Below are 15,038 nucleotides of genomic sequence, written 5' to 3' on the forward strand. Positions count from 1 at the left end.
CTCCGAACGGTTTAGGAAGCGGCCTTGCTGTCCGCCTTCGGCAGATCGCGGGGACGCTCGGCAATGCGAGCGGACTTGCCCGAACGGCCACGCAGGTAATACAGCTTTGCGCGACGGACCTTACCGCGACGCACGACTTCGATGCTGGCGATCGACGGTGCGTACAGCGGGAACACGCGCTCGACGCCTTCACCGTTGGAGATCTTGCGAACCGTGAAGTTGCTGTTCAGACCCTTGTTGGAACGGGCGATGACAACGCCTTCGAAGCTCTGAACACGCTCACGCGTGCCTTCGACAACGCGGACGCCAACGCGGACCGTGTCACCTGCAATGAACTCGGGAACAGCGCGGACGCCGGAAAGACGCTCGATTTCGCGCGCCTCATACTGCTGGATAATGTTCATGACCAAACTCCTGAAAACAAAACTTCAATGGACCTGCTGTCGTGCCAGATACGCATCCCAGAGGTCCGGGCGGCGCGCCTTCGTGACGGCGATTGACTGTTCATGGCGCCAGCGGGCGATGGCACCATGGTTGCCGGAGAGAAGAATGTCGGGCACGTCCCGCCCGTCCCACACTGCCGGCTTGGTGTATTGTGGATATTCAAGAAGCCCTTCGGCGAAGCTCTCGTCCTGACCGCTGACATCCGACCCCATGACGCCGGGAAGGAGCCGTACGCACGCATCCAGAAGAGTCAGGGCAGGAATTTCTCCGCCCGACAGCACCACATCGCCCATACAGAGCTGTTCGATATCGTGCTTTTCCAGAACGCGCTCGTCTACCCCTTCGAAGCGACCACAGAGAACCACGACCCCCGGCCCAGACGACAGGCGCTCCGCATCTTCATGCGACATGCGTTTGCCCCGTGGCGTCGGGTAGACAACCGGACGCCCATCCAGCGCGGGAAGCGCCGAGAGGGCCGTATCCAGAACGTCTGCCCGCATCACCATGCCGGCTCCGCCACCGAAAGGCGTGTCATCGACGGCCCGGTGACGTCCCAGTCCATGCTGGCGCAGATCGTGCGCCTCGCAGGACCAGATCCCCCGCTCCAGCGCCCGGCCCGCAAGGGAGAACCCCAGCGGCCCCGGGAACATGTCGGGGAAAAGGGTCAGGATGTCCGCGCGCCAGCTCATGCCCGCACCTGGACCTCGCCAGAGAGATCCCCCTCGACCTCGACTTCAACAGGAGGGACAAGGGTCACTTCCCGTTTCGCGAGATCAACGCGCGGCACGCAGGCCAGCGTGAAGGGCACGATCAGACCACGATCCACTTCGAGGCTGACGCCTGCGCCGTAATCGTGAACGACCGATACCGTCCCGAGAATATCTCCGTCTTCCGAGACAGCCGTCATACCGATCAGATCGGCATGATAGAATTCGTCGTCTTCGGTTTCCGGAAGAACGGTGCGCGGAACATACAGCTTGGCATTGACCAGACGTTCGGCGGCCGTACGGTCAGGGAGATCCTGACCCTCGGCATCCGTCAGTGCAGCCACGCCTGCCGAAATCCAGCGTGCCGTCCATGCCCTGCCCTGCCCGTCATGCAGCACGCCCAGCGTCTCGACCGAAGCCGGATCATCTGTGGCAGCATGAAGATGCACCAGACCGCGAACACCGTGCGGACGACCGACGGTGGCAATCAGGACATCGCTGTCAGGGTTGAAGCGGGGCACGTCTCGGGCTTCCTGAAAAGCAGCTTAATCAGGCCGCAGCAGCGGCAGCAGCAGCCTTGGCGCGTTCCTGAGCTTTCGCCTTCGGAGCGGACTGCTTGGGCTGCTCGTTGTAGGTCGGCTTCGGAGCCAGGCCTGCATTGCCGAGGAAGCGGGCAACACGGTCCGTGGCGAGGGCGCCATTGGACAGCCAGTGCTTGATGCGCTCGTCAACCAGACGGATACGGTCGGCGTGATCAGCCGGCAGCATCGGGTTGTAGGAACCAACCTTCTCGATGAAACGGCCATCGCGCGGGCTGCGGCTGTCGGCGACAACGATGTGGTAGTAGGGACGCTTCTTGGCACCTGCACGTGCAAGGCGGATCTTAAGGCTCATGAAATACTCCTGAGAGACAGAACTTGTAAAAAACGGGACAGATCAGACGAAAGGCGGGCGTCCACCGGGTTTGCCCCCGGGGCCACCCATACCCTTCATCAGATCCGCCAGACCTCCTGCACCACCCATGCCGCGCATCAGGCCACCAAGGCCCATCTTGCTGATGCGTTTCATCATGGTGGACATGTCGTTGAACTGTTTGAGCAGACGGTTGATCTCCGGAACCGTGGTTCCCGAGCCTGCCGCGATGCGCTTTTTGCGAGACGCCTTGATGATCTCCGGCGTCTTGCGCTCCTGCTTCGTCATCGAGGAAATGATGGCTTTGTGACGCTTGAAGATCGACGTATCGAGCTCCTTGTCACCCAGCATATCCTTGATTTTTCCCATCCCCGGCATCATGCCGAGGATGCCGGAAATCGAGCCCATGCGGTTGATCTGGTTGATCTGGGACACATAGTCATCCAGATCGAACTTGCCCGCGAGCATCTTCTTGGCGACGCGCTCACCTTCCTCGTGATCGAGGGTTTCAGCAGCACGTTCCACCAGCCCGGCAACGTCACCCAGACCGAGAATACGGCCCGCGACACGCTCGGGATGGAATTCTTCAAGCGCTTCAAGGTTCTCACCCGAACCGGTCAGCTTGATCGGCGCGCCCGTGATGGCCTTCATGGACAGGGCTGCGCCACCACGGGCGTCGCCGTCCATCCGGCTCATAACGACGCCAGTGATGCCAACAGCTTCGTTGAAGGCCTTCGCTGTGTTGACGGCGTCTTGACCGGTCATCGCGTCAACGACCAGCAGCGTCTCGGCAGGCTTGGTGAGTGTGCGGATTTCCCGCACTTCATCCATCAGCGCTTCGTCGATGGACAGACGGCCTGCCGTATCGAGAATGACAACGTCATAACCTTCGAGACGTCCGGTTTCGAGCGCACGCTTTGCGATCTGGACAGGCGACTGCCCGGCAATAATCGGCAGAGCCTGAACGCGACCCGTCTTGGCATTGACGCGCTCGGCCAACTGCTGAAGCTGAAGCTGCGCGGCCGGACGCTGGACGTCAAGGCTGGCGAGAAGGACTTTCTTGTTCTCACGACCGGACAGACGCAGAGCGATCTTGCCGGACGTCGTAGTCTTGCCCGAACCCTGCAAACCCACCATTAGCACCGGGACCGGCGGATTGGCGGACAGGTTCAGCGGAACAGCCCCTGCCCCGCCCAGTGCGTCGATCAGGGCATCGTTGACGATCTTGGCCACGGCCTGACCGGGGGAAACGCTTTCCAGCACTTCCTGCCCGACAGACCGCTCGCGAACCTTGTTGACGAAGTCCCGCACCACAGGCAGAGCAACGTCTGCCTCCAGCATGGCGAGACGTACTTCACGCATGGCCTCGGTGACATCAGCCTCCGAGAGCTTCCCATTTTTGGAAAGCCCTTCGAGGACACCGGACATCTTGCCTGAGAGTTGATCGAACAACGGGTCACCTTAAAAGCAAACAGAAACACGCCACTGCGCGAGTCTTCGCGAGGTGGCGTGTCCGGAAACAGAGTTCGTCTATCGCCTTGCCGCCGAGGCGTCAAGCGATAGACGCAGAAACCTCGGTTTTCAGGGCATGTCGTCCGGCTCACCCTCGGGCGGATGCCCCATCAGAGCTTTCATCTGCTCATGAAGCGCCTTGAGCTTGTCCATGGTCTCTTTGCCCTGCTGGCGCTGAGCAGGCGTCAGCAGATCATGAAGCTGTTCCATGGTTTCGAGATGCAGCGCGGAGACTTTCGCCTTGAGAGCATTTTCCTGCCCACTCAGATCCGTCAGCGTTGCACGATCCAGGTCTCCAACGGTACTCAGGGCATCGTGGATCTTGTCCTCGATCGCCCGCCCTTCGAGACGGAGCGCGCGCTCGTCCTGATGAGCCTTTTCAAAAATAGCCTTGAGCTTTGTTTTCTGAACCGCCGTCAGCGCAACGCCGGGAGGAACAGGAGGCATCATATGGCCGGGAGCGCCACGCGGGCCTCCCGGAGGCGGCTGAACCCAATCGGACGCATGGCGCGCCTGCGCCGAAGCCAGAAGAGGAGTTCCCATCAGGCCCAGAGCCGCGATGACGGGAAGAAAAACAGCAGGACGAAGGATCGTCATCGACGTCATATCCTTGGAGGTTATGGCAGCGGGAAACGCACAGGGCGCCTCCATGACGTTCTAGATGGCACGCTTCAATGTTTCTGAGTTCCCCCTCCTCCGTTTCAAAGAGTAAGAGTGCAGAGGATATGTAACGCACCGACTTGACGGCAAATGCTTCTCGTCGCATGAAGCATCCAGATCCGAACAGACTCCTTCAGAAATGAAGCCTGCACGGATGGAGAGGTGGCCGAGTGGTTGAAGGCAGCGGTCTTGAAAACCGCCGTGCGTGGAAGCGTACCGTGGGTTCGAATCCCACCCTCTCCGCCATAATTTCTAAAAATACCGAATCAATTCATACCACTGAATAAAGGTCGCGCTTTTGCGGCTTTTTCTACACCGTCACACAAAAAAAACCCGCTCCTGCGGGTGCAGGAGCGGGCTTTCCCGTTATCATTTCAGGCAGATCAACGCGCCCCGGGACGAGGGCCACCACGGCCTGGAGCCCCTCCGCGACCACCGCCCGGACGACCGCCTGAGGGCGGACCCGAACGACGACGTCCACCGCCGCCGCCGCCGCCACGACCGCCACCCAGGACAGGCGGGCGCTGTGTCGACAGGCGCGCCTCTTCGGAATGGAAAGGATGATCGGTCACAACAGGGATAGGCTTGCCGATTTTCTTTTCAATATCCTTGAGCCATGCACGCTGTTCGGCATCACACAGCGACACCGCGCAACCCTCGCGTCCGGCACGTGCGGTCCGGCCGATACGATGGACGTAAGATTCCGGAACGTTGGGCAGGTCGTAATTGAAGACGTGACTGACCTCGTCCACATCAATGCCACGCGCCGCAATATCTGTAGCGACCAACGCCTTGATGGCACCGCTACGGAACCCTGCCATGGCACGCTCGCGGGCACCCTGCGATTTGTTACCGTGAATAGCTTCCGCCCGAATACCGTTCTTGTTCAGGAATTCAGCGACTTTGTTGGCTTCGTGCTTCATCAGCGTGAAGACTACAGCGCGCGCTACGCTCGGGCTTTCAAGCAGCATGAGAGCTGCATCTTTCTTGCTGTCAGAGTCAACAAACATGACAGCCTGATTAATGCGATCAACTGTGCTCGATTCAGGAGTAACCTGAACTGTTGCCGGATCCTTCAGAAGCGAATGAGCCAGATCGCTGATGGAAGGCGGCATGGTTGCCGAGAACAGCAGAGTCTGACGCCGCTTGGGCAGCAGGGCCATGATGCGCTGGATATCGCGCACGAAGCCCATGTCCAACATCCGGTCGGCTTCATCCAGCACGAGAATTTCAAGGCTGGAGAGGTCAATATACTTCTGCCCGATCAGATCGAGCAGACGTCCAGGCGCGGCTACGAGAACATCCACGCCACGTCGCGTCGCTTCAATCTGCCGTCCCTGCCCTACACCGCCGAATACGACAGCATAGGAAAATTTCATGTGCCGCGCATAAGCAGCAAAGCTCTCACCGATCTGGGATGCCAGTTCGCGCGTTGGCGCCAGAACCAGAGCCCTGACTCCTTTCGGGGGAGCAGGCCGACGGTTTGAAAAGATATGATTCAGGATTGGCAGGGCGAATGCTGCGGTCTTGCCGGTACCGGTCTGTGCAAGACCCAGAAGATCACGGCCTTCCAGAAGATATGGAATAGCCCCAGCCTGAATTGGCGTAGGGGTCGTATAACCTTCTTCTGCAAGAGCTTTCTGAATTGGCTCGGCAAGATTGAGTTCGGCGAAACTGGTCATTGACCTCTCCTTTGAGACGGTAAGGTCATGCTCAGTCAACCGCACCGTTATACATCCCACCCGGCCAGCTGGCCGCAGGTTTTTATTACAGATCACCTCTTGCCTGATTTGTTCGTAGAACAAGCCTGATCACGAAGTCATCGTCACATTTCAGAAAATGCCCTGAAGTGCCCAAGGGATGTAGGACACCACTTGTCCCATTGCAAGGATTCAGCAATGCCCTTCTGTGAAAAACCATTGCTATTTCTTGAATTTTGCCATCAAGAGAAGCTGTCGTATTGAACCAATGCATCAAGAGGCAAGAGCCCGCCACGGGGCCGTGGAGAGGATGCCTCACGTCCGAGCGCGACAAACATCACAATTTCATGATCTGCCGGAAGGTTAATAATCTCCCCAACCCGATCGAAATCAAACCCGTCCATCGGACATGTCTGGAGACCATAGGCCGATGCTGCCATCATGAGCGCATAGGCCGCCAGTCCACAAGACCGGAACCCCTCGTCCCGCTGCACCTGCTCGCGCCCTTCATAGTAAGAGTGGATCATGCCGACATACCCTTCGCGAACGGATTCCGGCGCGTCTTTCCAGTACCGCGCAGGATCTTTTTCCCACGCTTTAATGTCCGCACACATGACAATCAGTGCGGAACATTCCTCGACCTGCGGCTGATCCCATGCGGCGGCACGGATTCTGCGACGCTGCTCAGCATCCCGCACAACCAGAAAGCGATAGTTCTGGATATTGAATGCTGTCGGCGCATGGCGGGTTGCCTCCAGAATCGCTGTCAGATCGGCATCCGTAATCTGGTGGTTTGAGTCAAAATGCTTGGTCGCACGACGGGATGCGATGGCCTGAAGAATATCGTTCATAAATGAAAAAGCCTTGCCCTGATTATGGAGGCCTGGAACTGACAGAGCAGGGCCGGGCCTCAGATCTCAAACCTTTTCATACAGAAAAGTTGCAAGACCCAAGGAATCAGGGACGTGCACGTCGAAGCAGGAACATGGCCTGCTCTCCGAAAAGATTGGCAAGCCTGATGGACCGACGCCAAGGCGCCCTAGCACCATCTTCATCAATCGCCAGCCATTGCTGGACGACATATCCCTCTTCTTCACACAGAACGAGAAAATCCCGGATCGTGCAGGGATGGATATTAGGCGTCGAATACCAGGGCGTACTCCAAACAGGCGTCATCGGCATGCGCCCTGTCGTCAGGAGTTGAAGCCTGAGTCGCCAGTGCCCGAAATTCGGAAACGAGATGATGGCATGGTGACCAATCCGGAGCATTTGCTTCAGCACTTCGCGCGGACGCTCGACAGCCTGAAGGGTTCTTTGCAGCACCACATAATCGAACGTACCATCCGGATAATCCGCCAGATCATGGTCCGCATCGCCGTGCATGACGGGCAGACCATGCGCGACGGACTGCGTGACGTTCTGCATGTCGATCTCGATGCCACGCGCATCGCATGCGCGCGTCCGGTACAGATAGTCGATCAGGGTGCCGTCTCCGCTTCCGACATCCAGAACGCGCGATCGAGGCGCAATCATTTCGGCAATCAACCGCTGGTCAACGCGCATCAGCCTTCTCCCGCCAGAAGGGCTGCATGCTCGGCAGCACCATTGATGAAGCCCCGGATCGTCCGGTCAAAATCCGGCTCTTCCAGCAAAAAGGCATCGTGCCCACGATCGCTTTCGATTTCGACGAAAGACACGTTCGCGCCTGCCCGGTTCAACGCCCGCACCAGAAGACGCGACTGGGATGTCGGGAACAGCCAGTCTGAACTGAAGGAGACAACGCAGAAACGCGTCTGCGATTTCCGGAAAGGGTTGGCCAGATCCCCATCATGTTCGGCAGCCAGATCGAAATAATCCATCGCGCGCGTGATGGTCAGATAGGAATTGGCATCGAAGCGTCGCACAAACGATGAGCCCTGATGACGCAAATAACTCTCGACCTCGAACATTTCGCCAAACAAGGACGGACTGCTGGAGGCGGGAACGGCCGTGGCAGCATCATGCCGGATGCGCCGCCCGAATTTCCGGCTGAGCGCCTCCTCCGACAGATAGGTGATATGCGCCATCATCCGCGCAACCCCGAGCCCACGAGCCGGGATGGCGTCGAAATCCCGATAATGACCGTCATGCCAGTCCGGATCAGCAAAAATAGCCTGCCGACTGACTTCATTAAACGCAATATTCTGAGCGGAATGAAAAGGAGACGTTGCAATCGGCATAGCTGCGAACACGCGATCTGGAAAGTCCGCAGCCCAGGTTAGAGCCTGCATTCCACCCATTGATCCACCAATAACTGCAAACAAACGGTCAATGCCCAGGTGGTCAATCAATCTGGCCTGAGCAGCCACAATGTCGTGCATGGTGATGGGGGGAAATGCGCTGTCCCAAGCCTTGCCCGTTGCCGCGCATATCGATCGCGGCCCCGTCGTGCCCATACAGCCCCCCAGCACATTGGAGCACACCACGAAATAACGATCGGTATCAATCGGAAGGCCCGGCCCCACCATACGGCTCCACCAACCAGGTTTTCCGGTCAGAGGATGTTGCTCCGCGAGATACTGATCGCCCGTTAGCGCATGGCAGACCAGAATGGCGTTGTCGCGCGTCGGCGAGAGCGTCCCATACGTACAATAGGCAACCTCCAGCGGCGCCAGATGCACACCACATTCCAGATTGAGGCCACCCTCAAGACGCACGGTTCGGTGCTCATGAACCGGACCATTCACGGCAAGCGGTAATACGCTGATGTCCATCGTTAACCCGCCCCTTATGCCACGATGGAAGGCCGTATTACCTTCCTGGCGCCACGATATGACACCCCATGACCATACGAGCAAATTCCTTTTGCATTGACGATGAATTAACGACTTGAATAAAGTTAAAAAACCGTAAAAATGCCATATATGCCGAATGCGTTTTCACATTCCCCTGTCGAAGATTCACGATCATCGATTTTCCCGGTCGATGCATCGCCTCTGCAGATCCTCGGACATTCGGGGCTGTTTGATGCATTCTATTACCTGCAATCTAATCCGGATCTGAAAACATTCGGAACCGAAGTCTTGCGCCATTACCACCAGCACGGATGGCGCGAAGGCCGCAAACCCAATGCTTTTTTCGACCCACACTGGTATCTGAGCCAGAATCGCGATGTTATTGGCGATCCATTACTACACTATATTCTTCGCGGGGAACGTGAAGGACGGCGCCCGATCGCGTGGTTCGACCCAATATGGTATGCCCGAACCTACCGCGTTCCAGAACGGATGGCCGCCCTCGCCCATTATCTGCTGAACCGTCACAATACATCACTGCGTCCAATTCCCGAGTTCGATCCGGAATTCTATCTACGCTCTTATCCAGACGTCGCCAAAGCCGGATTAGATGCTCTTGAACACTACATGGTTCAGGGATTCCGCGAAGCGAGACGTCCCTTTGACGGATTTGACCCGCTTTATTACAGGAGAAAACATCTACGGCATTCTCCAGAAAGCAACCCATTACTTCACTATCTGGAAAACCGCGATCGACCAGATGTACATCCCTGCAGCCCTGAAACGGAGATATCTGTTTTTGGTGAGATAAAGCGCAGGAGCAAACCTGGACCCTTTTTTGAAAAAACCATCCCTCTCCCGGCAAGCGCTATTCGTCGCGCACGTGTCTTGGCCTACTACCTGCCACAGTTTCACACCATTCCAGAAAATGATGCGTGGTGGGGAGACGGTTTCACGGAATGGACCAATCTCTCTCGTGGCGTTCCGCGCTTTTCAGATCATTACCAGCCGCGCATTCCAAGAGATCTGGGCCACTATACTCTGGATTCTCCAGAAATTCTCGAACGGCAGGCCAAAATGGCACATGCTGCTGGTATTGAAGGATTTATTTTCTATTTCTACTGGTTCAATCGCACACGCCTGCTTGAACAACCTTTAGATATTCTGTTGGCAAACCCTCAAATCGATCTTCCATTCTGTCTCATGTGGGCAAATGAAAACTGGAGCCGTCGATGGGACGGCTCGGACGAAGATCTGTTGATTGCACAGGATTATCGTCCCGAAGACGATGAGGCCCTCGTAGATTGCTTTGCACACTACCTGAAGGACCAGCGCTATATCCATTTCGATGGTCGACCAGTGCTCATGATCTATCGACCAGGGACAATCCCGGATGCTCCAGCCGCGATTATCAAATGGCGCTCGATGTTTCGGAAACGACATGGAATCGACCCACTTTTTGTCATGGGACAAGCGTTCGGTGACGAAAATCCTGATCTTTTTGGCTTGGATGGCGCCATCGAATTTCCACCCCACAAGGTGGTTTCGGCTTGCAGGCTGATAAATGATGAAATTCATCTATTTGATAACGAATTCAGCGGTCAGGTTTATGATTACACCGAAGTTGTCAACACAGCTCTAGCACAGCCTAAAACGCCCTTTCCCCTTATACGGACTGCGGCTCCTTCCTGGGACAACGACGCACGCCGACAAGGGAAAGGCCTTGTCCTTCATGGATCAACGCCCGAACTCTACGAACGCTGGCTGAGTGGCCTGATCGAACAAGCACAGACCAATACATTTTTCGGAGAACCTGTAGTCTGCATCAACGCGTGGAACGAATGGGCGGAAGGAGCCTATCTGGAACCAGACCAGCATTTCGGCAGCGCATATCTCAATGCAACAGCTCGCGCCTGCACTGGATTTGGTAAAAATCAATCACGATCAAAGCTTCTGCTGATTGGCCATGACGCCTTTCCTGCTGGCGCGCAGAAATTACTTCTGGAAACAGGACGTGCATTAAAATATTACTTTGGAGTTGAAATTCAATTTCTCCTTCTTGAAGGAGGTACACTTATCAATGAATTTCGTAGTGTGGCACCCACTGAAATTATAAGCATAGCGTCAGAATCAACCGTTCACAAATTTAGTACTCTTCGAAAAAAAGGCTTTCATTCCGCAATTATCAACAGCGCAGCGGCATCCACTGCAGCACCTGGACTTACACAGGTAAATATCGATTTCGTATTCCTCATTCATGAACTCCCAACCCTTCTTCGTAGTCGCAATCTTTATCCATCAATGGAACTTGCCTGCAAACTGGCGCGACAGGTCATTGTTCCAACCAATGGTATGGCTAGAAAATTAAATCTTGAATCAGCAGAAAACCTGAAAATCCTGCCACAAGGCCTGTATTCTACTACGCCATTTTCTATTCAGACACGACAAATGATGCGCAAGCAACTGGGTTTCACCACAACAGATCCCGTTGTAATGGGAGCTGGTTATGCAGATCTGCGAAAAGGATTTGATCTGTTTCTTCAACTTTGGCGCAAACTACGAGGCAAAGCTCATTGTGTATGGTTAGGTGATATTGATCCGTCACTCAAAAATAGTCTTCATATCGAACTCGAAAACGCCCGTTCCAGTGGAACATTCCATATGCCGGGTAGAATAGATAATGTCCCTGCATGGCTTTCTGCAGCAGATGTCTTTGTTTTACCTTCCCGCGAGGATCCATATCCTTCCGTTGTTTTGGAAGCGCTGGCTGCCGGTCTTCCATGCGCTGCTTTCGACGAGGCCGGAGGCATCCCAGATCTTTTAAAAGAAATCAATGATAGTGAAAATTTTTACAATAGGATTATTCCATTTGCAGACCTTACAACTTTAGCCAGCGCTGCTGAAGATATGGCGAAATGGTCCATGAAAAGGACAAACAAAGAGCGTCAGAAATCCGGATTATTCGCACAAAAATCCTTTGATTTCAAAAGATATACACAACAAATACTTAGATTATCCATGCCTGAAATCCCCAAAATCTCTGTCGTCATTCCTTCTCATAATTATGCTCGCTATATGAGCGGCCGCCTTTCTTCAATTTTTGCACAAACAATACCAATTTATGAAATAATCGTACTTGATGATGCCTCAGATGATAATAGCTTACAAATAGCACGCCAGACCGCAAAGGACTGGAATAGGAATATCGTTTGCGTTGAAAATGCCGTTGCTTCTGGATCAGTCTTCCGACAGTGGCACAAGGCTCTTAAACTTGCACAGGGTGACTGGATCTGGATTGCAGAAGCAGATGATTTCTGTGAACCTCATTTTCTTGAAAATATTCTAGATGGAATCAAAAAGAATTCCTCTATTGTCATGGGCTTTACAGACAGCCGTTCTGTAGATGAAAATGGAACTCCAATCTCACCATCTTATCGCCCTTATTATTCAGAAACTGCAGGATTTCTTCTGGAAAACAATAGCCACTTTACAGGAGAAGAATTTGTCAGAGGGTGCCTGTCTGAACGCAATCTTGTCCTCAATGTCAGCAGTGCTATTTTTAAACGAGACCGTTTACTGTCCGCGATTAACTCTTGCCAAAAAGACTTGCAAACACTTCGTGTTGCTGGCGATTGGCGGATTTACATAGAGCTGCTGACCCAAAAAGAATCCGAAGTCATATATATAGCAAAACCTCTTAATATTCATCGAAGGCATGCTGATTCAGTAACACACACTCTCAATCGACGGAATCACATCGAAGAAATAGCGTACATTCATTACTTTCTTTCCAACAAACTAAATCTTCCAGAGTCACATATAATTCGTCAGAATCATTATCGTCTTATGTTAGAAACCCAATTTGGTCTAATGAATAAAAATAATACAGAAAAAATCATTTCTAATTAGTTTTGAGATATTGAGATAATTTTTAATTTCACGCCCCACCAAGCAATATGAAATTCACCGCACGCTATCAGGAACGGCTTTCTCAGACCGCCGTCGATCTACACCTAAAAATGCACATTATTTTTTATTAAAAAGGGGGCGGACATATAGTTTTTTGAGAAAAATTCGCTATTAGTTTACAGACACGCTCTAAATCATTAGGGGGAGCCGGATTGTAAATAATCAGACCAAGATCAGGGCGTCCATCTACAGCAAACCCTGAATATTCCAATTCAATCAATCCGACGGTCGGATGTTTGAGGCGCTTTGTTCCCTCTCCGTTCGCGCGCCCGAGGAGTACAGAAAACAACTCGATCAAAATTATTTTATAATAGCATGCGTATAAATTAATCTGGAATAAGAAATCTATGTCATGGGAATTTTTAATAAACGAGTCTTTAGTTATTTTATTTCTTAAAAATTCATCAATGATAATGATTATCTTCTGAATATGGCTAATAAGAAAATCAATAAGAGAACACAGGAATCATAACCGTTATAGAAAGAATGACGCAAAATTGGGCGACACAAACCTAAAATTCTCTATAATGTAAAGTATTTTTACAAAAGATAAGCTTGCGTATTTTTCAATATTAACATTGGATATAGATTTTCTCATGTCATCACAATTTTTGAAAATCGGAGATATCGTAACCTGGAACTCGGAAGCCGGGCATGTCAGTGGACGGATCAGAGCCATTCATACAACACCATTTTTAGTCAACGGTTATCAGCATCACGCAACATCAGAACAACCTCAATATGAAATATTAAGCCTTAAAACAAACCACATAGCTTTTCATAAAAGAAAAGCCCTGACCTTTTTAGAGTGATTTAAAAAAAATCTGTACATTAAATACATGTATGAGAAATATTGAATCTGATTCAGCACTTCAGCCACCGCCTATCTTTCATACATTTCCTTGGCCTGGAGCTTTCTGATCGCATGCCGGATGCCAAATCATCTGGGTGTTTCGTGAGCGTCTGGCACGGGTGCGGGCAATTGATGATCTGTTCAATTGCAACGCTGGTTAATCCCTGATCTACTCAAAACACAGATCGAAGCGCCTCAAAGAACCGCATCGCCCAGCCCTCTTTCAAAGATCGAGACGTGCATAAAATCTGATAAACCAGTTTTTCATGGCGATCAGACGTCGATTTATAGGGATTTATGATGAAATTGGTTGCGGGGGCCTGCAACCAAAGAAAACTGCTGCTTGTCAGCGGGTTCGTTGAACGTCTGACAGCGTAGCTAAACGACTGAAAAATGGAAAACTTTTTTGGTCGACTGCAATGTGATCCTTTACAATTCCAGATCCGAAAGGGCCGGATGGTCGTCCGGTCGCCTCCCCTGCGGCCAATGAAAACCGGGCATCGATATCGATCGGCAAGTCGTTGATCGAGGCAAAGCGCTGCCGCATCAGGCCGTTTTCGTCGAACTCCCAGTTCTCGTTGCCGTAAGACCGGAACCACTGCTCCTCCTCGTCATGTCATTCATAGGCAAAGCGCACCGCGATCCTGTTTTCCAGAAATACCCATACTTCTTTGATCAGCCTATATTCGTGCTCACGGGCCCATTTGCGGGTCAGAAAATCGACAATCTCCTCCCTCCCCTGCACGAATGTATCCCGGTTACGCCACTGGCTATCGGGGGTATACACTAGCGCAACCGTTTCCGGATCACAGCTGTTCCAGACATTTTCAGCCAGACGTGTCTTGATCGCGGCGATGTCCGCGTCGAAGGGCGGCAATAGTGGGCAGGTCATGGCAGGCCTCCGGTTCAGCAGATTGAGGAAAGACGGGCAGCGGCTTCGCACGCCTGTGTCTCGCGCTGAGCCAGAAGCGACGCGATCTGATCGCGGTAATTCACCAGAATTTCTGACGGCGCATTTTCGGGCCGACCAGCAGAAAATGGCGGTGCGGGTGCATATTCGAGACCGAGCTGAAGCGTCTGCGCCACCTTCTCGCCCGCAATCTCGGCCAGCACGGTCAGAGCAAAATCGATGCCTGCCGTCACATCCTCACCAGTGAACACGCACCCGTCCTTCACCACGCGTCTTTCATCCGGGATGGCACCAAACAGCGGCAGCAGATAGCGCCACGCCCAGTGGCAGGCCGCCCGCTTGCCGCGCAACAGGCCAGCCGCTCCAAGAATGAGAGAGCCGGTGCAGACCGATGTGACATAGCACACCCCACCGCCGAGCCGCCGGATTTCTACGATGAACGCGTTATCCAGCGCCACATCAAGCGCGTTAAGACCACCCGGCACACACAGCAGATCCCACCCGGACACGCCATTCAGCCGACACGTATCGGCGAAGACCCGACCTTCGCTGGCCACCGCGCCTCCGATGAAACTGGCAACGGTGGTCCTACTACCT

14 protein-coding genes, 1 tRNA gene and 1 pseudogene are annotated in these 15,038 nt (G+C 53.4%); 3 read left to right on the forward strand and 13 right to left on the reverse strand.

Annotated features, from left to right (window positions below):
• Positions 1-11 precede the first annotated feature (11 nt).
• From rplS to GKO01_RS07740, 6 genes are all read right to left on the reverse strand, one after another.
• Positions 12-404: a 50S ribosomal protein L19 gene (rplS, locus tag GKO01_RS07715; RefSeq protein WP_041110658.1), complete on the reverse strand. Its 393-nt coding sequence runs from the start codon at positions 402-404 to the stop codon at positions 12-14.
• A 24-nt stretch (positions 405-428) separates the two neighbouring features.
• A complete protein-coding gene (gene trmD, locus GKO01_RS07720; RefSeq protein ID WP_062109737.1) occupies positions 429-1,133 on the reverse strand; it encodes a tRNA (guanosine(37)-N1)-methyltransferase TrmD in 705 nt (234 codons plus the stop codon).
• Positions 1,130-1,672, reverse strand: a complete 543-nt coding sequence (gene rimM / locus GKO01_RS07725) for a ribosome maturation factor RimM (RefSeq protein ID WP_099286542.1) — start codon at positions 1,670-1,672, stop codon at positions 1,130-1,132. The genes trmD and rimM overlap by 4 nt, the downstream gene beginning before the upstream one ends.
• 28 nt (positions 1,673-1,700) lie before the next feature.
• Complete coding sequence (rpsP, locus tag GKO01_RS07730) at positions 1,701-2,045, reverse strand: 30S ribosomal protein S16 (protein WP_062029531.1); 345 nt, start codon at positions 2,043-2,045, stop codon at positions 1,701-1,703.
• Between the two features lie 42 nt (positions 2,046-2,087).
• On the reverse strand, positions 2,088-3,515 hold the full coding sequence (gene ffh / locus GKO01_RS07735; protein ID WP_099286543.1) for a signal recognition particle protein: 1,428 nt from the start codon (positions 3,513-3,515) through the stop codon (positions 2,088-2,090).
• A gap of 129 nt (positions 3,516-3,644) precedes the next feature.
• Complete coding sequence (locus GKO01_RS07740; RefSeq protein WP_244901374.1) at positions 3,645-4,172, reverse strand: Spy/CpxP family protein refolding chaperone; 528 nt, start codon at positions 4,170-4,172, stop codon at positions 3,645-3,647.
• 219 nt (positions 4,173-4,391) lie between these two features.
• Between GKO01_RS07740 and GKO01_RS07745 the strand changes: the two genes are divergently transcribed.
• Positions 4,392-4,481 (forward strand) — tRNA-Ser (locus tag GKO01_RS07745).
• Positions 4,482-4,618: 137 nt separating this feature from the next.
• Here the strand turns inward: GKO01_RS07745 and GKO01_RS07750 are convergent.
• From GKO01_RS07750 to metX, 4 genes are all read right to left on the reverse strand, one after another.
• The gene (locus GKO01_RS07750) at positions 4,619-5,917 is read right to left on the reverse strand and encodes a DEAD/DEAH box helicase (RefSeq protein ID WP_099286544.1); all 1,299 of its coding nucleotides are present in this window, start codon (positions 5,915-5,917) and stop codon (positions 4,619-4,621) included.
• 260 nt (positions 5,918-6,177) lie between these two features.
• Complete coding sequence (locus tag GKO01_RS07755; protein ID WP_099286545.1) at positions 6,178-6,786, reverse strand: nitroreductase family protein; 609 nt, start codon at positions 6,784-6,786, stop codon at positions 6,178-6,180.
• Positions 6,787-6,892: 106 nt separating this feature from the next.
• On the reverse strand, positions 6,893-7,498 hold the full coding sequence (gene metW, locus GKO01_RS07760) for a methionine biosynthesis protein MetW (protein WP_099286546.1): 606 nt from the start codon (positions 7,496-7,498) through the stop codon (positions 6,893-6,895).
• Positions 7,498-8,688 (reverse strand): homoserine O-acetyltransferase MetX, encoded by a 1,191-nt coding sequence (gene metX / locus GKO01_RS07765; RefSeq protein ID WP_099286547.1) that lies wholly within the window; start codon positions 8,686-8,688, stop codon positions 7,498-7,500. Before metX ends, metW begins: the two co-directional genes overlap by 1 nt.
• Positions 8,689-8,838: 150 nt before the next feature.
• On the opposite strand from metX, the gene GKO01_RS07770 reads away from it, so the two are divergent.
• Positions 8,839-12,618 (forward strand): glycoside hydrolase family 99-like domain-containing protein, encoded by a 3,780-nt coding sequence (locus tag GKO01_RS07770; RefSeq protein ID WP_099286548.1) that lies wholly within the window; start codon positions 8,839-8,841, stop codon positions 12,616-12,618.
• A gap of 127 nt (positions 12,619-12,745) precedes the next feature.
• Here the strand turns inward: GKO01_RS07770 and GKO01_RS16515 are convergent, their stop codons facing one another.
• Entirely contained in the window at positions 12,746-12,976 is a 231-nt protein-coding gene (locus GKO01_RS16515) for an MmyB family transcriptional regulator (protein ID WP_366060767.1), read from the reverse strand.
• A 298-nt stretch (positions 12,977-13,274) separates the two neighbouring features.
• Here GKO01_RS16515 and GKO01_RS07775 point away from each other — a divergent pair, with 298 nt between their 5' ends.
• Entirely contained in the window at positions 13,275-13,490 is a 216-nt protein-coding gene (locus GKO01_RS07775) for a hypervirulence associated TUDOR domain-containing protein (protein WP_099286549.1), read from the forward strand.
• Between the two features lie 470 nt (positions 13,491-13,960).
• Here the strand turns inward: GKO01_RS07775 and GKO01_RS07780 are convergent.
• Positions 13,961-14,423, reverse strand: a pseudogene (locus GKO01_RS07780) (nuclear transport factor 2 family protein).
• A gap of 14 nt (positions 14,424-14,437) precedes the next feature.
• Positions 14,438-15,038: DJ-1/PfpI family protein (locus GKO01_RS07785; RefSeq protein ID WP_099286569.1), on the reverse strand; the 601-nt coding region annotated here is incomplete at its 5' end.

It is taken from the genome of Gluconobacter kondonii (assembly GCF_002723995.1).
GTDB lineage: Bacteria > Pseudomonadota > Alphaproteobacteria > Acetobacterales > Acetobacteraceae > Gluconobacter > Gluconobacter kondonii.